Origin of the sequence: Cupriavidus neocaledonicus (assembly GCF_000372525.1) — a bacterium.
GTDB lineage: Bacteria > Pseudomonadota > Gammaproteobacteria > Burkholderiales > Burkholderiaceae > Cupriavidus > Cupriavidus neocaledonicus.
Window position 1 is genome coordinate 159,897 of the sequence record NZ_AQUR01000104.1, and the last position, 22,563, is coordinate 182,459.

Annotated in this window: 18 protein-coding genes and 1 tRNA gene; 6 read left to right on the forward strand and 13 right to left on the reverse strand. The window is 68.1% G+C overall.

All coding sequences use genetic code 11. The annotated features are described in order from the left end of the window. Positions 1-38: 38 nt before the first annotated feature. The 4 genes from A3AG_RS0123370 to hrpA all read right to left on the reverse strand — a co-directional run bounded on the left by A3AG_RS0123370 (position 39) and on the right by hrpA (position 7,049). Entirely contained in the window at positions 39-1,013 is a 975-nt protein-coding gene (locus tag A3AG_RS0123370) for a sterol desaturase family protein (RefSeq protein WP_018007752.1), read from the reverse strand. Then, the gene (locus A3AG_RS0123375; protein ID WP_026164425.1) at positions 1,013-1,861 is read right to left on the reverse strand and encodes a polysaccharide deacetylase family protein; all 849 of its coding nucleotides are present in this window, start codon (positions 1,859-1,861) and stop codon (positions 1,013-1,015) included. Before A3AG_RS0123375 ends, A3AG_RS0123370 begins: the two co-directional genes overlap by 1 nt. 24 nt (positions 1,862-1,885) lie before the next feature. After that, positions 1,886-2,872 (reverse strand): YVTN family beta-propeller repeat protein, encoded by a 987-nt coding sequence (locus tag A3AG_RS0123380; protein WP_018007754.1) that lies wholly within the window; start codon positions 2,870-2,872, stop codon positions 1,886-1,888. A 142-nt stretch (positions 2,873-3,014) separates the two neighbouring features. Next, entirely contained in the window at positions 3,015-7,049 is a 4,035-nt protein-coding gene (gene hrpA, locus A3AG_RS0123385) for an ATP-dependent RNA helicase HrpA (RefSeq protein WP_018007755.1), read from the reverse strand. A gap of 23 nt (positions 7,050-7,072) precedes the next feature. Here hrpA and argA point away from each other — a divergent pair, with 23 nt between their 5' ends. Together argA and A3AG_RS0123395 are read left to right on the forward strand one after the other, a co-directional pair. Continuing rightward, positions 7,073-8,545, forward strand: a complete 1,473-nt coding sequence (argA, locus tag A3AG_RS0123390) for an amino-acid N-acetyltransferase (RefSeq protein WP_018007756.1) — start codon at positions 7,073-7,075, stop codon at positions 8,543-8,545. Positions 8,546-8,643: 98 nt separating this feature from the next. Then, the gene (locus tag A3AG_RS0123395) at positions 8,644-8,916 is read left to right on the forward strand and encodes an oxidative damage protection protein (RefSeq protein WP_018007757.1); all 273 of its coding nucleotides are present in this window, start codon (positions 8,644-8,646) and stop codon (positions 8,914-8,916) included. 75 nt (positions 8,917-8,991) lie between these two features. Here the strand turns inward: A3AG_RS0123395 and rpiA are convergent, their stop codons facing one another. After that, the gene (rpiA, locus tag A3AG_RS0123400) at positions 8,992-9,678 is read right to left on the reverse strand and encodes a ribose-5-phosphate isomerase RpiA (protein WP_018007758.1); all 687 of its coding nucleotides are present in this window, start codon (positions 9,676-9,678) and stop codon (positions 8,992-8,994) included. Between the two features lie 170 nt (positions 9,679-9,848). Between rpiA and tal the strand changes: the two genes are divergently transcribed. After that, on the forward strand, positions 9,849-10,808 hold the full coding sequence (tal, locus tag A3AG_RS0123405; RefSeq protein WP_018007759.1) for a transaldolase: 960 nt from the start codon (positions 9,849-9,851) through the stop codon (positions 10,806-10,808). A 33-nt stretch (positions 10,809-10,841) separates the two neighbouring features. Here tal and A3AG_RS0123410 read toward each other — a convergent pair whose 3' ends face one another. The 3 genes from A3AG_RS0123410 to rnr form a co-directional block, all read right to left on the reverse strand. Beyond that, the gene (locus A3AG_RS0123410) at positions 10,842-11,609 is read right to left on the reverse strand and encodes an SIR2 family NAD-dependent protein deacylase (RefSeq protein ID WP_018007760.1); all 768 of its coding nucleotides are present in this window, start codon (positions 11,607-11,609) and stop codon (positions 10,842-10,844) included. A 4-nt stretch (positions 11,610-11,613) separates the two neighbouring features. Beyond that, the gene (gene rlmB / locus A3AG_RS0123415; RefSeq protein ID WP_012353149.1) at positions 11,614-12,357 is read right to left on the reverse strand and encodes a 23S rRNA (guanosine(2251)-2'-O)-methyltransferase RlmB; all 744 of its coding nucleotides are present in this window, start codon (positions 12,355-12,357) and stop codon (positions 11,614-11,616) included. A 78-nt stretch (positions 12,358-12,435) separates the two neighbouring features. Next, positions 12,436-15,033: a ribonuclease R gene (gene rnr / locus A3AG_RS0123420; RefSeq protein ID WP_026164426.1), complete on the reverse strand. Its 2,598-nt coding sequence runs from the start codon at positions 15,031-15,033 to the stop codon at positions 12,436-12,438. A 70-nt stretch (positions 15,034-15,103) separates the two neighbouring features. On the opposite strand from rnr, the gene A3AG_RS0123425 reads away from it, so the two are divergent. The 3 genes from A3AG_RS0123425 to A3AG_RS0123435 all read left to right on the forward strand — a co-directional run bounded on the left by A3AG_RS0123425 (position 15,104) and on the right by A3AG_RS0123435 (position 16,645). Beyond that, positions 15,104-15,190 (forward strand) — tRNA-Leu (locus A3AG_RS0123425). A gap of 344 nt (positions 15,191-15,534) precedes the next feature. Further along, the gene (locus tag A3AG_RS0123430) at positions 15,535-15,969 is read left to right on the forward strand and encodes an Rrf2 family transcriptional regulator (protein ID WP_018007762.1); all 435 of its coding nucleotides are present in this window, start codon (positions 15,535-15,537) and stop codon (positions 15,967-15,969) included. Positions 15,970-16,033: 64 nt separating this feature from the next. After that, complete coding sequence (locus tag A3AG_RS0123435) at positions 16,034-16,645, forward strand: NAD(P)-dependent oxidoreductase (protein WP_018007763.1); 612 nt, start codon at positions 16,034-16,036, stop codon at positions 16,643-16,645. Positions 16,646-16,687: 42 nt separating this feature from the next. On the opposite strand, the gene A3AG_RS0123440 is transcribed toward A3AG_RS0123435, so the two are convergent. The 5 genes from A3AG_RS0123440 to hflK all read right to left on the reverse strand — a co-directional run bounded on the left by A3AG_RS0123440 (position 16,688) and on the right by hflK (position 22,426). Continuing rightward, positions 16,688-17,257, reverse strand: a complete 570-nt coding sequence (locus tag A3AG_RS0123440) for a phosphoribosyltransferase (protein ID WP_018007764.1) — start codon at positions 17,255-17,257, stop codon at positions 16,688-16,690. A gap of 126 nt (positions 17,258-17,383) precedes the next feature. Further along, a complete protein-coding gene (locus A3AG_RS0123445) occupies positions 17,384-18,724 on the reverse strand; it encodes an adenylosuccinate synthase (protein ID WP_018007765.1) in 1,341 nt (446 codons plus the stop codon). 85 nt (positions 18,725-18,809) lie between these two features. Further along, positions 18,810-19,961, reverse strand: a complete 1,152-nt coding sequence (locus A3AG_RS0123450) for an ATP phosphoribosyltransferase regulatory subunit (protein WP_018007766.1) — start codon at positions 19,959-19,961, stop codon at positions 18,810-18,812. Positions 19,962-20,148: 187 nt separating this feature from the next. Further along, positions 20,149-21,057 carry a protease modulator HflC gene (hflC, locus tag A3AG_RS0123455; protein ID WP_018007767.1) on the reverse strand — a complete coding sequence of 303 codons (909 nt, stop codon included), beginning with the start codon at positions 21,055-21,057 and terminating at the stop codon, positions 20,149-20,151. Between the two features lie 10 nt (positions 21,058-21,067). Next, positions 21,068-22,426 (reverse strand): FtsH protease activity modulator HflK, encoded by a 1,359-nt coding sequence (hflK, locus tag A3AG_RS0123460; RefSeq protein WP_020384479.1) that lies wholly within the window; start codon positions 22,424-22,426, stop codon positions 21,068-21,070. Positions 22,427-22,563 lie beyond the last annotated feature (137 nt).

Here is a 22,563-nt window from a genome sequence, read left to right on the forward strand (position 1 = left end):
GCCTGGGAATGGCCTCGAATGCGCAGACCGCGCGGCCATCAGCGCAGCCGCAGCAGCCGCTTGATGCCGTACCACTGGTGGGCCAGGAAGCCAGCGCCGTAGTCGTGGCCCTTGCCCATCGGCGGCGGCAGCTGGTCGCGGATGCCGGTGGGGTGGTAGGTCTCGGTGAAGACCGCGGTGCCGAACAGCATGTCCCACCAGGGGAAGATCACGCCGTAGTTGCAGCCGCCCAGCTTGGCCGGCGCGCCGTCGGCTTCGTGGCCGATGCCGACCGCGTGGTGGGTGCGGTGAAAGCGCGGTGAAATCAGCAGCCGCTCGCCGATGGTGCCGAAGTGCAGCCGCAGGTTGGCATGCTGCAGGCTCTGCAGCAGCTGCGACAGCGCCACCAGCAGCACATACTGCGACGGCTCCACGCCCACCCCCAGCGCCACCAGCGCAAACACCAGGTCGCGCAGCATGTCGTCGAGCAGGTGATTACGGTTGTCGCTCCACAGGGTCATCTGGCGCTGGCTGTGGTGCACCGCATGCAGGTGCCACCACCAGCGGAACGAGTGCGACAGCCGGTGGTACCAGTAATCGAGCAGGTCGAACAGCAGCAGGTAGACAAAGAAGCTGACCAGCGGCACCGAGGTCACGCCCGGCCACCAGTCTTCCACATTGATGCGGTGCCAGCCCATCAGCCGCAGGTGGCCTTCCAGCGCGTCGGTCAGCGGCGCCAGCAGGAAGAACATCGCCAGCCGGAACAGGCCGAGACGGTGGATCACGGTGTAGAGGATGTCGGTGCGGATCGCGGCCCGGTCGGCCACGGCCTCGACCGGGCGCCACTTCTCCAGCGGACCCAGGATCAGCGCCATCACCGCGATCTGCACCAGCCCCACCAGCAGCCACTCGGTGCCGGTGAAGGCTTCCTCGGCATAGCGCCCGAAGCCCAGGTCATAGACCACGGGCAGCACCACGTCCTGGAACAGCGTGCCTTCGATCTGGCCGATCCAGCCGTTCAGCGTCTCCCACATCAGCGTGCGCCCTCCTGTGCTCCGATGGGCCGCGCGATCCAGTCGCGATAGGCCGGGTGATCGCGCAGCGTCGCGAAGCAGAAACCCTTGCGCTCCAGGCCCGCGAGCAGCGGCTCGAGCACCGCCGGCGCCCACGGGTCCTGCCGCGACCAGATGCCCAGGTGCGCCATGGCGATATCGCCGTCGCGCAGGCTGGACAGCGCGCGCTGCAGCAGCACGGCGTTGGGATAGCGCTCCGAAGACAGCTCATCGCCTAGGAAGCCGGCCGGCGCCCAGCCGACATGGCGGAAGCCGCATTGCTCGGCCCACTGCAGCGTCTGCGGCGCGGTGCGGCCGCCCGGGGCGCGCCACAACGGCACCATGTCGGCGCCGGTCATGCCGCGCAGGGCCTCGGCGCTGCGCCGCAATTCCTTGCAGAAGCCGGCCTGGTCCATGGCCACGTCCTGGCCCGCCCGCGCGCCGAACTGCGGCCGCATGGTCACCTTGCCGGCGCGCACGCTGCGCAGATAGACATGATCGAAGGTGTGCGTGCCGAAGGCGTGGCCGTCGGCCACCAGCGCCTTCCAGTAAGGGGCCCATGACGGGTCGAGCGAACTGTCATGGCGCACCGTCGGCTCGTTGGCCAGGAAGAAGGTGGCGCGGATCTGGTGGCGCCGCAGGGTGTCGGCGATCAGCTGCGCCTGGCTCATGCTGCCGGTGTCGAAGGTCAGGTAGAGGGTACCGGCCGGGCATGCCTTGGCGGCCGGCGCGGCGGCGGCCAGCTGCGCCAGCGGCATGCCGCACGCCAGTGCCAGCGCGGCCAGCCACCTGTTCATCGTCGCGGAGCGCAATGCCCGGATCCGTGCCATGGTCCCTGCCCTGCCCGTTTTGCGTCAGTACAGCGGCGCGCGCGTGCGGAAATAGATGCCGTGCGGCGAGCGCCCGACCCGCACGGTCTTGACCAGCTTGCGGCTGGCCACGTCGACCAGCCCGACCGAGCGCGCCCAGCGGAAGGTCACCCACAGGGTCTTGCCGTCGGCGGTCAGCTCCATGTCATCGGGCCCCGGCGGCAGGCCGGTGATGTCGCCGACCTTGCTCAGCGTCTGCTGGTCGATGATGCTGATGCTGCCGGTGACGCGGTTGCTGAGGAACAGGTGGCGCCGGTCGCCGACGGCGCGGAAGTTGTGCGCGCCCTTGCCGGTCTGGATCTGCTTGACCACGGTGCGGGTGCGCCAGTCGATCACGGCGACGTAGTCGGCCCCGGTCATCCCCACCAGCAGGTATTTCTGGTCCGGCGTGACCCAGATCCCCGCCGGCGCCGAACCGGTTTCCATGCGCCACATCACGTTCTGCGTGACCAGGTCGATGGCGGCCACCTCGTTGGAGTCCTGCAGCGTGATGAAGGCAATGCGGCTGTCGGCGGTAAAGGCGATATGGCTGGGCGTCTTGGCCAGCGGATACTGCTTGGCCAGCTTCAGCGCCTTGCCGTCCCAGCGGTACACGTCGACGCGGTCGAGCCGGTTGCCGGTGGCGACAAACCACTTCTGGTCCGGCGAGAAGCCGATCTGGTAAGGATCGTCGATATTGGGCACGCGCTGCTGGACCTTGCCGCTGACCGGATCCAGGAAGACCAGGTCGTTGCCGACCGCATTGGCGACGATCAGGGATTTTTCGTCCGGCGTGGCGATCAGGTGATGAGGCTCCTTGCCGATCGGGAAGGTGTCGAGCACCTTCTGCGTATCCTTGTCGATCAGCGTGACGGTGGCATCACCCGAATTGAGGATCACCACCACCTCCGCCCGAGCCGGGACCGCCATCAGGCCCAGCGCGAACGCGCCCACCGTGATCCCACCAGCCACCCACCGCCGCCATGCGAACATAAGACCCGCTACCAGAAGAACTGAATCGGCGATTCTAACGTTTGGCCGGCTAATTCCGCTGACGTCGCCACTGACGGCGGACAAGAATTTGGCAGATTGTTGCGCCGGCACGACCATTTACCGCCATGCCGGCGCGCTACCCTCAGCGCTGCATCGATTCCCACACCTTCTGCAGCCGCTTGACCGACATCGGCACCGGCGTGCGCAGCTCCTGCGCGAACAGCGCGATGCGCAGTTCTTCCAGCATCCAGCGGAATTCCTCCAGCCGCGCATCCTCGCCGCCGCGGCCCTGGGTGCGCAGCTGCTTCTCGGCCCGCTGCCACTGCTGCACCAGCGGCGCCATTTCCTGCATGCGCTGGCTGTCGCGGGCCGGATCGCCCTTGAGCTTGTCCACGCGCATGGCGATGCCCTTCAGGTAGCGCGGGAAATGCACCAGCTGCGTGTACGGGGTTTCGTCGATAAAGCGCTTGCCCATCAGCCGGCCCAGCTGCGCCTCCATGTCCGCATGGGCGCCGGGGAACGGCTTGGCCTGCAGCAGCTTGCGCGGCAGCCCGGCGTATTCGGCCAGGATGGCGCCCGCCAGCCGCGCGATTTCCTGCGCCAGCAGCGACAGCCGGGTACGGCCTTCGTCCCTGCGGGCATTGAACTCGGCGTCGTTGCGCGGCAGCGGCGCCTGCATGCAGGCGCGCTCCAGCGCCAGCATCACGATCTGCTCGCGCAGCATCTCCTGCGTGCCCAGCGTCATGTACTGCATCGCCATCTGCTGCAGCCCCGGGATGTTCTTTTCGATGAACTTGACCTGCTCGCGCAGCTGCAGCGCGAACAGCCGGCGCAGCCCCAGGTGGTGGATGCGGGCCGCTTCCTGCGGGTCGTCGAAGACTTCGACATCGCAATGCGTGCCGCGGTCGACCAGCGCCGGATAGCCGAACAGCGTCTGGCTGCCCTTGCGGATCTCGAGCAGCTCCGGCAGCTCGCCGAAGCTCCAGCCGGTCAGGCCCTCGTACTTGCCGGGTTCGGCCGCGGCCAGCGCCGGCGCCTGCTCCGCAGCCTGGGTGGCGGCCTGGGCCGCGGCCTGCGCGGCCACGCGCTGGAACGACTGCTGCGCCTGCCCGCCCAGCTCGGCGCGCAGCTGGGCCAGGTTGCGGCCCATGTCGAGCTGGCGCCCGTGCTCGTCGATCACCTTGAAGTTCATGGCGTGGTGCGCGGGCAGCGTTTCCAGCTTGAAATCGGCGCGCCGGACCATGGTGCCGGTCTGCTCGCGGATGTCGGCGATCAGCACGTCCAGCAGCTCCCCTTCGCCAAACGGCTGGCGCGCGACGAATGCCGCCGCATAGTCCGGCAGCGGCACGCAGTGGCGGCGCAGCTTCTGCGGCAGCGACTTCAGCAGCAGGTGCACCTTCTCCTTGACCATGCCCGGCACCAGCCAGTCGGCGCGCTCGGGGCGCACCTGGTTGAGCGCGTACAGCGGCACGGTCAGGGTCACGCCGTCGCGGTGGCTGCCGGGCTCGAAGTGGTAGGTCAGGCCCATGTCCACGCCGGCCACCGCCATGGTCTTGGGAAACAGGTCGGTGGTGATGCCGGCGGCCTCGTGCCGCATCAGTTCGTCACGGTTCAGGTACAGCAGCTTGCGGTCTTTGGCGCTCTCGGCCTGGTACCACTGCTCGAACGCGGCCTGCTGGCAGATGTCGGCCGGGATCGCGCGGTCGTAGAACGCGTAGATCAGCTCATCGTCGACCAGTACGTCCTGGCGCCGCGACTTGTGCTCCAGGTTCTCGATCTCGCGCACCAGGCGCTGGTTGTGCGCGTAGAACGGCAGGCGTGTGTCGAACTCGCCCTCGACCAGCGCGCGGCGGATAAACAGCTCGCGCGCCTCGCGCGGGTTCATCGGTCCGTAGTGCACGCGGCGGTGCTGGTAGACCACCAGCCCGTACAGCGTGGCGCGCTCCAGCGCCAGCACCTGGCCGGCCTTCTTCTCCCAGTGCGGATCGCTCCAGCTGACCTTGAGCAGGTGGCGGCCCACCTGCTCCAGCCATTCGGGCTCGATGCGCGCCAGTGTGCGCGCGAACAGCCGGCTGGTCTCGACCAGTTCGGCCGCGACCACCCAGCGCCCGACCTTGCGCGCGATCAGCGAGCCCGGCCACAGGTGGAACTTGATGCCGCGCGCGCCCAGGTACTCCCGGCCCTTGCCGTCGCCATCCTCGATGCGGCAGCCGACGTTGCCGAGCAAGCCGGTCAGCAGGGCCTTGTGCACCTGCTCGTAGGTCGGCTCGCTGTCGTTCAGGCGCCAGCCCTGCTCGGTCACCGTGGTCAGCAGCTGGGAATGCACGTCGCGCCATTCGCGCAGCCGCAGGTGCGACAGGAAGTGCGCGCGGCACTGGTCCTGCAGCTGGCGGTTGGACTTCTTGTGCGCGACGGCGTCCTCGAACCACTTCCACAGCCTGACCCAGCCGAGGAACTCGGACTTCTCGTCCATGAACTTGCGGTGGGCCTGGTCGGCGGCTTCCTGCGCTTCCTGCGGGCGCTCGCGCGGGTCCTGCACCGACAGCGCGCTGGCGATGATCAGTACCTCGCGCAGGCACTGGTGCTCGCGCGCGGCCAGGATCATGCGCGCCACGCGCGGATCGAGCGGCAGCTTGGCCAGCTGGCGGCCGATGCCGGTCAGCTGGTTGGCGTCGTCGACCGCGCCCAGCTCCTGCAGCAGCTGGTAGCCGTCGGCCACCGCGCGGCCCAGCGGCGGCTCGATGAACGGGAACGATTCGATATCGGTCAGCCGCAGCGCCTTCATGCGCAGGATCACCGCGGCCAGCGACGAGCGCAGGATTTCGGGATCGGTAAAACGCGGCCGGCCGGTGAAATCCGTTTCCTCGTACAGCCGGATGCAAACCCCGTTGGCGACCCGGCCGCAGCGGCCGGCGCGCTGGTTGGCGGCGGCCTGCGAGATCGCCTCGACCTGCAGCTGCTCGACCTTGTTGCGGTACGAGTAGCGCTTGACCCGCGCCAGCCCGGTATCGACCACGTAGCGGATGCCCGGCACCGTCAGCGAGGTTTCGGCGACGTTGGTCGCCAGCACTATGCGGCGCGCATTGGAAGGCTTGAACACCCGCTCCTGCTCCTGCACCGACAGCCGCGCGAACAGCGGCAGGATCTCGGTATGCGGCGGGTGGTGCTTGCGCAGCGCCTCGGCGGCTTCGCGGATCTCGCGCTCGCCGGGCAGGAACACCAGCACGTCGCCGGGGCCGGCGCGGCACAGCTCGTCGACGGCATCGACGATGCCGTCGTACAGGTCGCGCTCGCGCGCCTGCGGGCTGCGCGGCGCGCCGGCGGCGGGCGCGTCGTCGGCGATCGGGCGGTAGCGCACTTCCACCGGGTACAGCCGGCCGCTGACCTCGATCACCGGCGCCGGCTTGTCCCCGGTGGCGAAATGCCGGGCAAAGCGCTGCGCGTCGATGGTGGCCGAGGTGATGATCACCTTCAGGTCCGGCCGCTTGGGCAGGATCTGGCGCAGGTAGCCGATCAGGAAGTCGATGTTGAGGCTGCGCTCGTGCGCCTCGTCGATGATCAGCGTGTCGTAGGCGCGCAGCAGCGGGTCGTTCTGGGTTTCGGCGAGCAGGATGCCGTCGGTCATCAGCTTGACCGACGCGCCCGACGACATGGTGTCGTTGAAGCGCACCTGGTAACCCACGTGCTCGCCCAGCGGCGTGCCCAATTCCTGCGCGATCCGCTTGGCGGTCGAGGTGGCGGCGATGCGGCGCGGCTGGGTGTGGCCGATCAGCCCCCCGCCCTCGCGGCCGGGGCCACGCCCGATCGACAGGCAGATCTTAGGCAGCTGCGTGGTCTTGCCGGATCCGGTCTCGCCGGAAACGATCACGACCTGGTTGGCCAGCAGCGCCGCGGCAATCTCGTCGCGGCGCGCCGATACCGGCAGGGCTTCGGGGAAGGTGATCGGCGGCAGCGGGTTGGCCGCACGCGGGGGTCGCTGCGGCCGCGCGCCACGAGGCTGGCGCTGGCCGCCCTCGGCGGCGGGCCGCGCGCCGGCCGGCCTTGCCGGGCCGGCCTGCGGCGGCCGCGCCGGGGCCGGCGCCGTACGGGACTGGACTGGGGATGCGGGCTGGCCGGCACCGGCGCGCTGGCGCGGCGCCGCCGGTGGTTTGGGCTTGACGGGGCGTTGTTCTGACATTGGCCGGGATTATAATCCGCGGCATGAACGCCAGAACCGACGCGCCGCAGACGGCGCCCGCCTCCGCTCCCGCTGCTCCCACCGCCCCCGCCGCACCGGCGCAGGCGGAGCCCCCCGCCGCGGCCGAACTCCCCGCCCCCGCCCCGACCTCCCCCGTGCCCGTCACGGCCGACCTGGACCGCAGCGGCCCCGACCACCAGCAGTTCGTCGACTGGCTGCGCATGGTGGCGCCGTATATCCATGCCTTCCGCGGCAAGACCTTCGTCATTGCCTTCGCCGGCGAACTGGTCAAGTCGGGCGTGCTCAATGCGCTGGTCAACGACGTCGCGCTGCTGCATGCGATGGGCATGCAGATCGTGCTGGTGCACGGATCGCGGCCGCAGGTGGAAGAGCAGCTGGCGCTGCGCCATGTCGAATCGCAATTCGTCGACGGCGTGCGCGTCACCGACAACGCCGCGCTCGAATGCGCCAAGGAGGCCGCCGGCGAACTGCGCCTGGACATCGAGGCCGCGTTCAGCCAGGGCCTGCCCAACACGCCGATGGCCGGTGCCCAGCTGTCGGTGATCTCCGGCAACTTCGTCACCGCGCGCCCGGTCGGCATCGTCCATGGCACCGACTACCAGCACACCGGGCTGGTACGCAAGATCGACGCCGAATCCGTGCGCATGTCGCTGTCGCACGGCAAGGTGGTGCTGCTGTCGCCGCTGGGCTTCTCGCCCACCGGCCAGGCCTTCAACCTGTCGATGGAAGACGTGGCCAGCGCCACCGCCACCGCGCTCAAGGCCGACAAGCTGATCTTCATCACCGAGGTGCCGGGCGTGCCCGACCCGGTCGGCAAGATGATGCAGGAAATGTCGCTGCGCACCGCGGTGGAACGGCTGCAGAACAACCACCTGCCGCCCGACGTGGCCAATTACCTGCAGCACCTGGTCAAGGCGCTCAAGGGCGGCGTGCCGCGCGCGCACCTGATTCCGTACTCGCTCGACGGCGCGGTGCTGCTGGAACTGTTCCTGCACGACGGCGTCGGCACCATGCTGTCCGACACCGACCTGGAAAGCCTGCGCGAGGCCACGCTCGACGACGTCGGCGGCATCGTGCAGCTGATCGCGCCACTGGAGCAGGACGGCACGCTGGTGCCGCGCGGGCGCCACCTGATCGAGCGCGATATCGCCAACTTCTCGGTGATCGAGCACGACGGGGTGCTGTTCGGCTGTGCCGCGCTGTACGACTATCCGCGCGAGAACATGGGCGAGATGGCGTGCCTGACGGTGTCGCCCGAGGCCCAGGGCACGGGCGACGGCGAGCGCCTGCTCAAGCGCATCGAGCGCCGCGCACGCGCACTGGGGCTGGAGCGGCTGTTCGTGCTCACCACCCGTACCGAGCACTGGTTCCTCAAGCGCGGTTTCGTCCACGCCACGGTCGACGACCTGCCCGAGGACAAGCGCAAGCTCTACAACTGGCAGCGCAAGTCGATGGTGCTGATGAAAAAGCTGTGATGGCGTAGGGGCAATCGCCGCCGCGCCGCGGCCGGCCGCCCTGCTTGGCTACAATAGCGCCAGCGCCGAAGCGCTCACGAACATACCAAGGAGTCCCCATGGCCCGCACGGTCCATTGCATCAAGCTGAACAAGGAAGCCGAAGGTCTCGACTTCCCGCCGCTGCCCGGCGAACTGGGCAAGAAAATCTGGCAGAACGTGTCCAAGGAAGCCTGGGCCGGCTGGCTCAAGCACCAGACCATGCTGATCAACGAAAACCGCCTGAACATGGCCGATGCGCGTGCGCGCCAGTACCTGCTCAAGCAGACCGAGAAGTACTTTTTCGGCGAAGGCGCCGACCAGGCCCAGGGCTACGTGCCGCCGCAGTCCTGAGCCGGACTGCCGGGCAACAAAAATGGGGTGCCCGAGGCACCCCATTTTGCTTGGTGGCACACGCGCGCGCCGGACTTAGTAATCCGTACGCTGCACGCCGTCGCCGGTGCCAAGCAGCAGCACGTCGGCACCGCGCAGCGCGAACAGCCCCACCGTGACCACGCCGGGCACCTGGTTGATGGTCTGCTCCAGGCCGCGCGGATCGTCGATCTTCAGGCCGGCCACGTCGAGGATCACATTGCCGTTGTCGGTCTTGTAGATCCCGCCTTCCTTGGTCATGCGCAGACGCGGCTGCCCGCCCAGGGCCTGCAGCTTGCGCGCCACCGCGGCGCGTGCCATCGGCACCACCTCGACCGGCAGCGGGAAGGTGCCCATGGTCTGCACCAGCTTGCTGCCGTCGGCAATGCAGACAAAGCGCCTGGCCACCGAGGCCACGATCTTCTCGCGCGTTAGCGCCCCGCCGCCGCCCTTGACCATGGCGCCGCTGGCATCGATCTCGTCGGCGCCATCGACATACACCGGGATCTCGTCGACCTCGTTCAGGTCCAGCACCTTGAAGCCGTGCTGCTGCAGGCGCCGCGTCGAAGCCTCGGAGCTCGACACCGCACCCGCGAAGCGCTCCTTGAACGCCGCCACGGCGTCGATGAAGAGATTGGCGGTGGAGCCGGTGCCCACGCCGAGCACGGCCCCTTCGGGCACTTCCTGCTTCACGTAGTCGGCGGCGGCTTGCGCGACCAGCGCCTTGAGTTCATCCTGAGTCATGACAACAGCCAGATTGCGTTGGGGGAAAAGGCGTAGTGTAGCGGATTGCGGCGGCGCGACGCGCTAGTGGCGGCAACCGCGCAGGTACAATGGACCGCACCGGTGCCGCACGCGCCCCTTACACCCCGCGAACGCTTTTTGCAGACGCTCAAGCAGACGACCTAGCGACCATGAACCAGCTCGAACAACTCAGGCAGTTCACCACGGTGGTGGCCGATACCGGCGACTTCCAGCTGATGAAGCAATATACGCCGCAGGACGCGACCACCAATCCGTCGCTGATCCTGAAGGCGGTGCAGAAACCCGAATACCGCCACCTGCTGGAGCGCGCGGTGCAGGACCACCACGGCAACGGCGGCGTCGACGCGGTGATGGACGAAGTGCTGATCGCCTTCGGCTGCGAAATTCTGGCGATCGTGCCGGGGCGCGTGTCGACCGAAGTCGACGCGCGCCTGTCGTTCGACACCACCGCCACGGTGAACAAGGCGCGCCACCTGATCCAGCTGTACGAGCAGCGCGGCATCGCGCGCGAGCGCGTGTTGATCAAGATCGCCTCGACCTGGGAAGGCATCCGCGCCGCCGAGATCCTGCAGCGTGACGGCATCCGCTGCAACATGACGCTGCTGTTCTCGCTGGTGCAGGCGGTGGCCTGCGCCGAAGCCGGCGCCCAGCTGATCTCGCCGTTCGTCGGCCGCATCTTCGACTGGTACAAGAAGCAGGCGGGCGAGCAATGGGACGCGGCCGCCAACGGCGGCGACAACGATCCCGGCGTGCGCTCGGTGCGACAGATCTACGACTACTACAAGAAGTTCGGCTATCCCACCGAGGTCATGGGCGCCAGCTTCCGCAGCACCGCGCAGATCCTGTCGCTGGCCGGCTGCGACCTGCTCACCATCAGCCCCGAACTGCTCGAGCAGCTCGCCGGCGGCGCAGGCCCGGTGGTGCACAAGCTGTCGGTCGACCAGGCCCAGGCGGCCAACATCGCCCGCATCACCGCGGACGAGCCGTCGTTCCGCTGGCAGCTCAACGAAGACGCCATGGCGACGGAGAAGCTGGCCGAGGGCATCCGCCTGTTCGCCGCGGATGCGGTCAAGCTGGAGAAGCTGATCGCCGGGCTGGCGCAGCAATAAGCAGCGCCGCGCGCCGGCGCGCTGCCCTTCGCCTCAGCCGGCCGATGGCGCCGGCTGCGGCCACAGCCGGGGCAGGCACGCGCCCGCCGCGGCCGACAGCACGATATCCGCGGTCTGGTCCAGCGCCGACGGCTGCGGGTTGACCACGATCACCGGCGCGCCATGCTCGCGCGCCACGCCCGGCAGTCCGGCCGCCGGATACACCAGCCCCGAGGTGCCGACCACCAGGCACAGGTCGCAGGTCTGCGCCGCATGCTCGGCGCGGTAGCGCGCCACGCGCGGCAGGTCTTCGCCGAACCACACCACGCCCGGCCGCATCAGCGCCCCGCAACGATCGCAGCGCGGCGGCGTGCCGGGCACCGCGGTGGCCTCGCTGCAGCGCCCGCAGCCATCCAGCCACTTGTTGGCGAACAGGTTGCCGTGCAGTTCGATCACGCCAGCGCTGCCCGCGCGCTGGTGCAGGCCGTCGACGTTCTGCGTGACCAGCGTGACCGGCTTCTGCGCGGCCAGCGCCACCAGCGCATGGTGCGCCGGGTTCGGGTGCACCGCAGCCACCAGCTCGCGCCGGTGCACGTACCACTGCCACACCAGCGCGGGCTGGCTGCGGTAGGCGGCCTCGCTGGCCAGCTCTTCCGGATCGAACTGTTCCCACAGTCCGGTCATGGCGTCGCGAAAGGTCGGCACGCCGGATTCGGCGGAAATACCGGCGCCGGTCAGCACGAAGATATTGCTGGCGCCGTCGATCAGCCGACGCGCTTCCTCGAGCCCGGGGAGTGCCGGCAGACGCGACTCGTCGGCCATGGCCTCAGCGCGGCAGGCGCCGCTGGCGCACGGCCTCGTACAGGCACACGCCGCTGGCCACCGACACGTTCAGGCTTTCCACGCCGCCCGCCATCGGGATGCCGACCAGTTCGTCGCAGGTCTCGCGCGTGAGGCGGCGCATGCCTTCACCTTCGGCGCCCATCACGATCGCGGTCGGTCCCTTGAAATCGATGTCGTACAGCGACTTCTCGGTGCCATCGGCCGTGCCGATCACCCAGATGCCGCGCTCCTGCAGTTCGCGCAGGGTGCGCGCCAGGTTGGTCACGGTGATATAGGGAACGGTTTCGGCCGCGCCGCTGGCGACTTTAGCCACGGTGGCGTTCAGGCCGACGCTGCGGTCCTTGGGGGCGATCACGGCATGCGCGCCGGCCCCGTCGGCCACGCGCAGGCAGGCGCCCAGGTTGTGGGGGTCGGTGACGCCGTCCAGCACCAGCAGCAGCGGCGTGCCTTCGATGCCGTCGAGCAGCTCGTCCAGGTTCAGCGCCAGCGCCACGTCTTCGGCACGTGCCACCACGCCCTGGTGGCGGTCGGTGCCGGCCATGCCGCGCAGGCGCTCGGCATCGACCGGATGCAGGCGCACGCCCAGGCTTTCGGCCAGGCGCACGAAGTCCTGCATGCGCCGGTCGCGGCGGGCGGATTCGATGTAGATGTCGGACACGCCCTTGGGGTCTTGCCGCAGGCGCGCGGTCACGGCGTGAAAGCCGATCAGGAGTTTTTGTTTAGCCATGGGCGCGATTGTACCCGCCCGGCCGCCGTCCCCGCGCGGGCGGGAACGGCAACCTGACGGCCAATCCGATGCCGCCGGTCAGCGCTTGCGCGGCGTGCGCTTGGCGGCGGTCTTGCCCGCCGGCTTGGCCGGGCGCGCCTTGGAGGCCGGCTTGCGCGGCTTTTCCAGGTGCGCGGGCTTGGGCTTGGCGGCGCGCTTGCCGGGCTTGCCGCCGGTCTTCAGGTGCGGCTTGAGCGGCGTGATCACCGCCTCGAACACCGGTTGCTCTTCGATCACGCGGTCCAGCGTCTCGTCGAACGACTCTTCCGGCTTGGACGAGCCGCCCAGCAGCGCCGCCAGCTGGCGGCCCTTCTTGCGCGCCGGCACCGCATGCGCGGCCGGCACGCGCGGCTGGGTCTCGGCGCCCGTGACACGCGCGCGCAGCGTTTTCGCCGAGGGCTCCTGCACCAGGCGGAAATCGATCTTGCGCGCATCCAGGTCGACGCGCGACACCTGCACGCGCACGCGGTCGGTGAGCCGGTAGCGGATGCCGGTGCGCTCGCCGCGCAGCTCGTTGCGGGCCTCGTCGAACTGGAAGTAGTCGCTGCCCAGCTCGGTTACGTGGACCAGGCCCTCCACGTACAGCTCGTCGAGCTGCACGAAGATGCCGAACGAAGTCACGGCGCTGACGGTGCCGGCATAGTCGCTGCCGAGCTTGTCGCGCATGAAGTAGCACTTGAGCCAGGCCTCGACATCGCGCGAGGCCTCGTCGGCGCGGCGCTCGTTGGCCGAGCAGTGCAGGCCCAGCTCGTCCCAGATGGCCTCGTTGCGCCGCGCACGCGCCGCGGTCAGCTCGGCCTTCTGCTCGGCGTCCTTGGCCTGCAACCTGCGCGCCTTCGGCGAGATCGCGGTGTTCAGCTCGGTGCCGTGGGCAAAGGCCGGCTGGTACTTGGTGTGCGCCAGCACCGCCTTGATCGCGCGGTGCACCAGCAGGTCGGGATAGCGGCGGATCGGGCTGGTGAAGTGCGCGTAGGCCTCGTACGCCAGGCCAAAGTGGCCGATATTGTCGGGGCTGTACACCGCCTGCTGCATCGAGCGCAGCAGCATGGTCTGCAGCATCGGCGCATCGGGGCGGGACTTGATCTTGTCCATCACCTCGGCGTAGTCCGACGCCTGCGGCTTGTCGCCGCCACCCAGCGACAGGCCGGCGGTACGCAGGAAGTCGCGCAGGTTCTTCAGCTTCTCGTCGCTGGGGCCGGCGTGGATGCGGTACAGCGCCGGATGCTTGAAGCGTTCGAGGAAATCGGCCGCGCACACGTTGGCGGTCAGCATGCATTCCTCGATCAGCCGGTGCGCGTCGTTGCGCGTGCGCGGCAGGATCTGCTCGATCTTGCCCTGCGCATTGCAGACGATATAGGTCTCGGTGGTGTCGAAGTCGATCGCGCCGCGCGCACGCCGCGCCTTGAGCAGGACCTGGAAAAGCTCGTACAGGTTCTGCAGGTGCGGCACCAGCTCGCTGCGCTTGTGCGCTTCGGGGCCCTTGGTGTTGGACAGCACCGCCCAGACCTCGTTGTAGGTCAGCCGCGCGGTCGAGTGCATCACCGCGGGATAGAACTGGTAGCCCTTGAGTTCGCCCTTGGCGGTAATCACGGCATCGCACACCATGCACAGCCGGTCCACCTGCGGATTGAGCGAGCACAGCCCGTTCGACAGCTTCTCCGGCAGCATCGGGATCACGCGCCGCGGGAAATACACCGAGGTGGCGCGGTCGAGCGCGTCGGCATCGAGCGGCGTGCCCGGCCGCACGTAGTGCGACACGTCGGCGATCGCCACGATCAGGCGCCAGCCCTTGGCGCGGCCGATCTTGACCGGCTCGCAATAGACCGCGTCGTCGAAGTCGCGCGCGTCTTCGCCGTCGATGGTGACCAGCGGGATGTCGCGCAGGTCGATGCGGTGGTCCAGGTCGGCCTGGCGCACCTCATCGGGCAGCCCCGCGGCTTCCTGGGCGGCGGCCGGCGAAAACTGGTGCGGCACGCCGTACTTGCGCACCGCGATCTCGATCTCCATGCCGGGATCGTCGATTTCGCCGAGCACTTCCACCACGCGGCCCACCGGCTGCACATAGCGGTCGGGGAATTCGGTCAGCTCGACGCTGACCACCTGTCCCACCCGGGCCTTGCCCTGCGCCTTGGGCGGGATCAGGATGTCCTGGCTGATGCGCTTGTCTTCGGGCGCCACCACCAGCACGCCGCCCTCGCTGAGCAGCCGGCCGATGACATAGCGGTTGGCGCGCTCGATGATCTCGACGATCTGCCCTTCCGGGCGCCCGCGCCGGTCGTAGCCCACCACGCGCACCTGCGCGCGGTCGTTGTGCATGGCCTTCTGCAGCTCGCGCTCGGGCAGGAAGATATCGTCCTCGCCGTCGTCGCGGATCAGGAAGCCGAAGCCGTCGCGGTGGCCCTGCACGCGGCCGGTGACGAAGTTGGGCTGGTGCGCCAGCTCATAGCGGCCCTTGCGGTTGAGTTCGATCTGGCCGTCGCGCTCCATCGCGGCGAGGCGCTTCTGGAAGCCGTCATGCTCCTTGCGCGTGACGGCCAGCGCCTTGGCGATATCGCCCGCCGACTGGGGGGATCCCGACGTTCTCAGCACGCCCAGGATTTCTTCCCGGCTGGGGATCGGATAGTTATTCTGATTCAATTTTTTCTGGAAACTATTTGACAAAATTCTCGCGCTCTCTATAATGAGCGCTTCGGTTGTTTCGACACCTGCCCAGGTGGCGGAATTGGTAGACGCACTAGGTTCAGGTCCTAGCGGTGGCAACACTGTGGAGGTTCGAGTCCTCTCCTGGGCACCAAATTACCGGAAAACCCGCAGCGCTTTCGAGTCCTGCGGGTTTTTTGTTTTTGACGCCTGTTTCGCGCATCAGATCCGGCAACTTGCACTCCTTGCTTGGCGGCACTGCCGCGATGTCATAACTGCGAGCGTACGGGATTTTTTTCCCGTCCGTGAAACCGCGCACCGTACCCCGCGCGGCAGCCGCACCACAAGGTTACGGCAATGTCGGGGAGTGTAACAGCTTCAGTGGCGATTCCGGCATTCCGGTGGCCACGGCAAACCATTTCGCCGCAATCGCTTTCTCCCGACGCTTGACGCTCCGCCAATGTGTAACTATCATGGTTTCACATCGCACCCGACATCATGAGCACAAGCAGCCGGTTTGCCGTCGCCGTCCATATCCTCACCCTGCTGGCCAGCTCCGCCGAGCCGCTGCCGTCATCGCTGATTGCCGGCAGCGTCGGCACCAACCCGGCGCTGATCCGGCGCCTGATCGGCCAGCTCGCGGAAGCGGGCCTGGTGGCCACCACCATGGGCAGCACCGGCGGCGCCGCGCTGGCGCGCCCGGCCGCGTCGATCACGCTGCTGGAGGTGTTCCGCGTGGTCGAAACCACCGCGCTGATCACGCTGCACCAGAGTGCGCCCAATCCGGCCTGCATGGTCGGGCGCGAGATCACCGGTGCGCTGCGCAAGGTTGCCGACCGCGCGCAGGCGGCCATGGACGAAACCCTGGCCGGCGTCACCATCGCCAGCATGCTGGCCGATGTCGAGCGTGGCAGCCAGCGCCGCAAGCGCTGATTTTTTTACCCCGATATGTAACCACATCAGTTTCATATCCAACTGACCCAACCAAGGAGTGACCATGAAGATCGCCATCATTGGAGCCAGCGGCCGCGTTGGCACGCGCCTGACCGACGAAGCCGTGCGCCGCGGCCACCAGGTGACCGCCATCGCGCGCCAGGCCAGCGGCTTGCCCGCGCGCGCAGGCGTGACCAGCAAGGATGTGGATGCGACCGACAGCGCGGCACTGAGCGCCGCCCTCGCCGGCCATGATGCCGTCATCAGCACCGCGCGCTTCGCCCAGCTGAACGCGCAGCAGGTGACCACGGCGGTGCGCCAGGCGGGCGTGCCGCGGTTGCTGGTGGTGGGCGGTGCCGGCAGCCTCCATGTCGGGCCGGGCGTGCAACTGGTCGACACCCCGGACTTTCCCGACGCCTACAAGGCCGAGGCACTGGCCGGCCGCGACTTCCTGAACGCGCTGCGCGACGAGCAGCAGATTGACTGGACCTTCCTGTCGCCGTCCGCGCTGTTCGAGCCGGGCGAGCGCACCGGCCATTTCCGCCTTGGCAAGGAAGACCTGCTGAGCGACGCAGCAGGCAAGAGCTGGATCTCGATGGAAGACTATGCCATCGCGATGCTCGATGAAGTCGAGAAGCCGGCGCATTCGCGCCAGCGCTTCACGGTGGGCTACTAAGCCCGACTACGCCGTGCCCGCCGGCGCGGCCGGCCGCCGCGCTCAGTCGCGCGTGCCGTCGTCCAGCAGGCTGGCGCGCTTGCCGCGCTTGAGCCATGCGGCGAGGTTGTGTGGGCGCAGCGTATCGTACTCTTCGAACGGCTGGTGGATCCAGGGGTTCGACTCGAGGAAGGTGACGTGGTAGTCGGGCTCGACCTTCGAGCATGCCTTGTACCACAGCACCGCCGAGCGCACTTCGGTCACCGCCGGATAGCGTTCCCTGAGGTGGCGGCCCACGCGCTCGAGCGTGATGCCGGAGTCCACCAGGTCGTCGACCAGCAGGATCTTGCCGCTCAGCTCGCCGCGGGTCATGGTGATGTACTGTGCGATGTCGAGGTCGCCCTGCTGCGTGCCGGCGGCCTCGCGGTAGCTGCTGGTCGCCAGGATGGCCAGCGGCACGTCGAAGATGCGCGACATCTGGTCGCCCACGCGCAGACCGCCGCGTGCGAGACACAGGATCTTGTCGAACTTCCAGCCCGACTCATGCACGTTCAGCGACAGGCGTGCGATCAGGCGATGGTATTCGTCCCAGGAGACCCACAGGTTCTCGTCATCGTTGGTAGGCAGGTTCATCGTTTTACTCGTGATCTGGTGCGGCCGGTTGACCGATATGGCTCGNCCCGCTTGCGCGGGCCGATATATTTTCTGGCGGACCGCGGCGCTCGTGGCGCGGCGGTCCTGCGGATACTGCGCAGGCGCTCAGGCCTTGTACGGATGGCGCAGCAGGATGGTCTCGTCGCGATCCGGGCCGGTCGAGATCATGTCGATCGGAATGCCGACCACTTCTTCCACGCGCTTCAGGTAGACACGGGCCTGCTCCGGCAGTGCGTCCCACGTCTTCACGCCGAAGGTGGACTCGTTCCAGCCCGGGAATTCCTCGTAGACCGGCTCGCAGCGCGCCACGGCATCCGAGCCGCGCGGCAGGATGTCGACGGTGTTGCCATCGAGCGTGTAGCCGACGCACAGCTTGATGCTTTCGAGTCCGTCGAGCACGTCCAGCTTGGTCATGCACAGGCCCGACACGCCGTTGATCTGCACCGAGCGCTTGAGCGCGGCCGCATCCAGCCAGCCGGTGCGGCGCGGACGGCCGGTGACCGAGCCGAATTCCTTGCCGACATTGGCCAGGCGCACGCCCACCGGGTCCTGGCGCGAGGGGTTGTCGTTGTCGTACAGCTCGCTCGGGAACGGGCCGGCACCGACACGGGTGCAATAGGCCTTGGTGATGCCGAGGATGTAGTTCAGGCGGCCCGGGCCCACGCCCGCGCCGGCCGCGGCGGCGCCGGCCACGCAGTTGCTCGAGGTGACGAACGGATAGGTGCCGTGGTCGACGTCGAGCAGCGTGCCCTGCGCGCCCTCGAACATCAGGTTGCCGCCGGCGGCGTTGACCGCATACAGCTCGGCCGATACATCGGCGACCATCGGCGCCAGGCGCGGCGCGTAGGCCAGCGCCTCGTCCAGGGTCTGCTGGAAATCGACGGCTTCGGCGCCCAGGTACTGGGTCAGCATGAAGTTGTGGAAGTCCAGGTTCTCGCGCAGGCGTTCGGCGAACTGCTGCGGGTCGAACAGGTCCTGCACGCGCAGCGCGCGTCGTGCCACCTTGTCTTCATAGGCCGGACCGATGCCGCGGCCGGTGGTGCCGATCTTGGCGGCGCCACGGCGCGCTTCGCGCGCCTTGTCGATGGCGACGTGGTAAGGCAGGATCAGCGTGGCCGCCTCGGAAATGCGCAGGCGGCTCTGCACCTGCAGGCCGGCGCCTTCGAGTTCTTCGATTTCACGGAACAAAGCTTCGGGCGACAGCACCACACCGTTGCCGATGTAGCAGACCGTGCCGGCGCGCATGATGCCCGAGGGGATCAGCCGGAGAATGGTCTTCTTGCCGCCGATGATCAGCGTGTGGCCAGCGTTGTGGCCACCCTGGAACCGCACCACGCCCTTTGCATGGTCGGTAAGCCAATCGACGATTTTTCCTTTGCCTTCGTCACCCCACTGGGTGCCGATCACGACGACATTGCGTCCCTGGCCTACTGCGGATGCGGACATATTGCTTTGGTCAATAGGTTAAAAACGTATTCTACTCTTGTTGCCGGGCGATTCCGGGTTTTTGGACCGCCGCGGCGTCGATGCGTCAGCGCGGCACCACGGCCCAGCCGGCATCCTTGCGCACCAGCTGCCGGTCGCAATTGAATTCGTCGAGCTCATGGGTGTGGCCAGGCAGCGACTGGATCACGATCTCGCCCGACGCGCGCAGCGCGTCAATCGCGGCACGAAGTGCCGGGTCAGCATCCCAAGGGGCGAAAATCGCCAGCGCGCGCACCTCTACGGGTGACAGTGCCGCCACTTCACGCAGGTCCAGCGAGAAACCCGTGGCCGGACGCGCGCGGCCGAAGGCCTCGCCCACCTTGTCGTAGCGGCCGCCCCGCGCCACGTAGTTGGGCAGGCCGGCGACATAGGCCGCGAACATCACGCCACTGTGGTAGTGGTAGCCGCGCAGGTCCGACAAGTCGATATTGACGCTGGCGCCGCGCACCTGCACCGCCAGCGCCGCCAGCTCGTCCAGCGCGCGGCCGATGGCCGGGCTCGGCGGCAGCGTGGCGCGGGCGCGCTCGATCACCTCCACGCCGCCGTACAGCGTCGGCAGTGCCAGCAGCGCGTCGCGCTCGGTCTGCGGCATGCCGGCGGTCAGTTCGCGCAGGGCCGGCACGTCCTTGGTTTCCAGCGCGGCAAACAGCGCGTCCTCGATCTTGCGGATCGACGGCAGGCCGGCCAGCAACGCTTCGAGGATGCCAGCGTGGCAGAGGTCGATGCGGATCTCCGACAGGCCCGCCGCGGCCAGCGCGGCCAGCATCAGTTCCTGGATCTCGACGTCGGCTTCGAGGCCGGCATGGCCATAGATTTCGGCACCGATCTGGATCGGCTCGCGGGTGGCGTGGAACCCTGCCGGGCGCGCGTGCAGCACGTTGCCGGCGTAGCACAGCCGGGTCACGCCCGGCCGGTTCAGCAAGTGGGCATCGATGCGCGCGACCTGCGGCGTGATATCGGCGCGCAGCCCCATGGTGCGGCCCGACAGCTGGTCGACCAGCTTGAGCGTGCGCAGGTCGAGGTCGTGGCCGGTGCCGGTCAGCAGCGACTCGAGGTACTCCAGCATCGGCGGCATCACCAGCTCGTAGCCGTAGGTGCGGAACAGGTCCAGCATGCGGCGGCGCAGCTCTTCGATCTTGCGCGCTTCCGACGGCAGCACGTCGGCAATGTTTTCTGGCAGCAGCCAATGGTTGGACATGGTGAATCTCTTCTCAGTCGTTCAGTTGCCTGCCGGCGCAGCGCCTGCAGGGACCGGGCCGGGCCCGGCAAAAACCTGGGTGCGGGCACCGCGCGCCCGCGCCATCACTCCGCAGCGACGGCTCCAGCCGGACAAAACCCCGGCAAGCCGGGGTTTCGTCAGTTCGCCACACGCACAGGCGACGATGCTAGCGCTTGCCTCCGCCATTGCCCGAGGCCGCGGCCGCGGCGCCGCCGCTGGAACGCATGTAGCGGAAGAACTCGGAGTTGGGCTCCAGCACCAGCACGTCGCGCTTGTCGCGGAAGGTGTTGCGGTAGGCCTCCATGCTGCGCCAGAACTGCGCGAACTGGGGATCGCGGCCAAACGCCTCACCATAGATCTGCGACGCCTTGGCGTCGCCCTCGCCCTTGATCATCTGGGCATCGCGATAGGCCTGGGCCAGCACCACTTCGCGCTGGCGGTCGGCGTCGGCGCGGATCTTCTCGCCTTCGGCGGCGCCGGTGGAGCGCAGCTCGTTGGCCACGCGCTTGCGCTCGGCCTCCATGCGGCGGTACACCGATTCGCTGATCGCGGGCAGCAGGTCGACACGCTTCAGGCGCACGTCGAGGATCTCGACACCGACCGACTTGGCGTACTCGCTCATGCCGTTGCGGATGGCCTGCATCACCTGCTCGCGCTCGCCCGCGACCACGTCGGCGACGGTGCGCTTGCCGAATTCTTCGCGCGCCACCGAGTCGATGCGCTGCGTCATGCGGTCCTGCGCGCCGCGCAGGTTGCCGCCGAAGGCGACGAAGAACTTGCGCGGATCGGTGATGCGCCATTTGACGAACCAGTCCACCACCATGCTCTTCTTCTCGGCGGTCAGGAAGCGCTCGTTGGCGGCGACATCGATGGTCTGCAGGCGGCGGTCCATGAACACCACGTTCTGGAACGGCGGCGGCAGCTTGAAATGCAGGCCCGGCTCGCGCACCACTTCCTTGATCTGGCCGAAGGCGAACACCACGGCGTACTGGCGCTGGTCGACCACGAACAGCATGGACGAGACCACGGCGAGCAGGATGAAAAAGCCGATCGCGAAGGAAATCAGTCGGTTCATGACGGTCTCCTCAGCGCGAGTCGCGGTCGCGGTTGCGCAGCGATTCGCGCGACCGGTTGTCCGTCGGGGCATCCGGCGCGGGCGCCGGCGTGCCCGCCGCGCCGGGCTGGCCCGGCTGCGGCGTGGCGCGAGCCTCGGTCTGCGCCATCAGCTTGTCCAGCGGCAGGTAGAGCAGGTTGTTGCCCTGGCGAGCGTCGACCAGCACCTTGGTCGAATTGGTGTAGATCTGCTGCATGGTCTCCAGATAGATACGGTCGCGCGTCACCTGCGGCGCCTTGGCGTATTCCGCCTGCACCGAGCGGAAGCGCGACGCATCGCCCTCGGCCTGCGCCACCACGCGGGCGCGATAGGCTTCGGATTCTTCCTTCAGGCGCGCCGCAGTACCCTTGGCGCGCGGGATGATGTCGTTGGCGTAGGCCTGGCCTTCGCTGATGGCGCGCTCGCGGTCCTGGCTGGCCTTGTTGACGTCGTCGAACGCGGCCTGCACCTGCTCGGGCGGCTGCACGCTCTGCACGTTCACTGACAGCACGCGGATGCCGGTCTTGTACGCCGACAGGATGGCCTGGATCGACTTGGCCAGCTGCTGCGCGATCTGTTCGCGGTTTTCGTACAGCACCGCGTCCATCTTGTTGCGGCCGACGATCTCGCGCACCGAGGTCTCGGCCGCCTGCGTCACCAGCTCTTCATCGCCACCCCGGTCGGTCTTGTTGAAGAACAGGAATTCGCTGGCGTCCTGGATCACGTACTGCACGGTGAAGCGCACGTCGATGATGTTTTCGTCCTGCGTCAGCATCGACGAGTCTTTCAGGTTGCTGTCCTTGATCGAGGTGGAGCGGCCCACCTCCACCGAACGCACCGCCGACAGGTTGACCACCTCGGCCGACTGGATCGGCCAGGGCATGCGCCAGTTGATGCCCGGGCCGGCGGAGTACTTGAACTTGCCGAACTGCAGGATCACCGCGGTCTGGCCTTCCTGCACCATGAAGAAGCCGCTGGCCAGCCAGATGCCCACCACCGCGGCCACGATCACGCCGGCGCCGACGCCCGAGCCCTTGCCCGAGGTGCGCGGGCCGCCGAAGCCCTGATTGCCGTTGCCGCCGTTGTCCTTGCGGCCGAGCAGGCCGTTCAGGCGGCGGTTGAAGTCGCGCCACAGTTCGTCCAGATCCGGCGGGCCGCCATCCTGCTGCGGACGCTGGTTCTGCTGGCGGTTGTCGTCGCGGCCGTCCTTCTTGTCATCGTCCTGCCCATCCCGACCCCAGCGCGGATCGTTCAGCGAGAAGATGGCGCGCAGGCGCTGCCAGCCCGCGCGCAGCGCGAGGCGGCCGCCTGGTGTCAGGCTCGAATCAGCATTCCGGGGAAACTGGGGCATGAAGTGCACGGGTCCGGGGAAGTTTGTAACAGGGGGATTCTAGCAGTCATCGGCGCCACTTTTGGCCAATTCGCGCAATCCCCGCGGCAACCGCACCGGAATTGGGCAGAACCGGCGCCAAGGCGGCGTCGACCCGG

Excerpts from the sequence above, each read along its gene's own strand:
- A3AG_RS0123430 (WP_018007762.1), top strand. The coding sequence starts at position 15,535 with ATGAGCACAAGCAGCCGGTTTGCCGTCGCCGTCCATATCCTCACCCTG.
- A3AG_RS0123440 (WP_018007764.1), bottom strand. The coding sequence starts at position 17,257 with ATGAACCTGCCTACCAACGATGACGAGAACCTGTGGGTCTCCTGGGAC.
- A3AG_RS0123375 (WP_026164425.1), bottom strand. The coding sequence starts at position 1,861 with ATGGCACGGATCCGGGCATTGCGCTCCGCGACGATGAACAGGTGGCTG.
- A3AG_RS0123395 (WP_018007757.1), top strand. The coding sequence starts at position 8,644 with ATGGCCCGCACGGTCCATTGCATCAAGCTGAACAAGGAAGCCGAAGGT.
- A3AG_RS0123435 (WP_018007763.1), top strand. The coding sequence starts at position 16,034 with ATGAAGATCGCCATCATTGGAGCCAGCGGCCGCGTTGGCACGCGCCTG.
- A3AG_RS0123370 (WP_018007752.1), bottom strand. The coding sequence starts at position 1,013 with ATGTGGGAGACGCTGAACGGCTGGATCGGCCAGATCGAAGGCACGCTG.
- A3AG_RS0123380 (WP_018007754.1), bottom strand. The coding sequence starts at position 2,872 with ATGTTCGCATGGCGGCGGTGGGTGGCTGGTGGGATCACGGTGGGCGCG.
- hrpA (WP_018007755.1), bottom strand. The coding sequence starts at position 7,049 with ATGTCAGAACAACGCCCCGTCAAGCCCAAACCACCGGCGGCGCCGCGC.
- A3AG_RS0123410 (WP_018007760.1), bottom strand. The coding sequence starts at position 11,609 with ATGGCCGACGAGTCGCGTCTGCCGGCACTCCCCGGGCTCGAGGAAGCG.
- tal (WP_018007759.1), top strand. The coding sequence starts at position 9,849 with ATGAACCAGCTCGAACAACTCAGGCAGTTCACCACGGTGGTGGCCGAT.
- argA (WP_018007756.1), top strand. The coding sequence starts at position 7,073 with ATGAACGCCAGAACCGACGCGCCGCAGACGGCGCCCGCCTCCGCTCCC.
- rpiA (WP_018007758.1), bottom strand. The coding sequence starts at position 9,678 with ATGACTCAGGATGAACTCAAGGCGCTGGTCGCGCAAGCCGCCGCCGAC.
- A3AG_RS0123445 (WP_018007765.1), bottom strand. The coding sequence starts at position 18,724 with ATGTCCGCATCCGCAGTAGGCCAGGGACGCAATGTCGTCGTGATCGGC.
- hflK (WP_020384479.1), bottom strand. The coding sequence starts at position 22,426 with ATGCCCCAGTTTCCCCGGAATGCTGATTCGAGCCTGACACCAGGCGGC.
- A3AG_RS0123450 (WP_018007766.1), bottom strand. The coding sequence starts at position 19,961 with ATGTCCAACCATTGGCTGCTGCCAGAAAACATTGCCGACGTGCTGCCG.
- hflC (WP_018007767.1), bottom strand. The coding sequence starts at position 21,057 with ATGAACCGACTGATTTCCTTCGCGATCGGCTTTTTCATCCTGCTCGCC.
- rlmB (WP_012353149.1), bottom strand. The coding sequence starts at position 12,357 with ATGGCTAAACAAAAACTCCTGATCGGCTTTCACGCCGTGACCGCGCGC.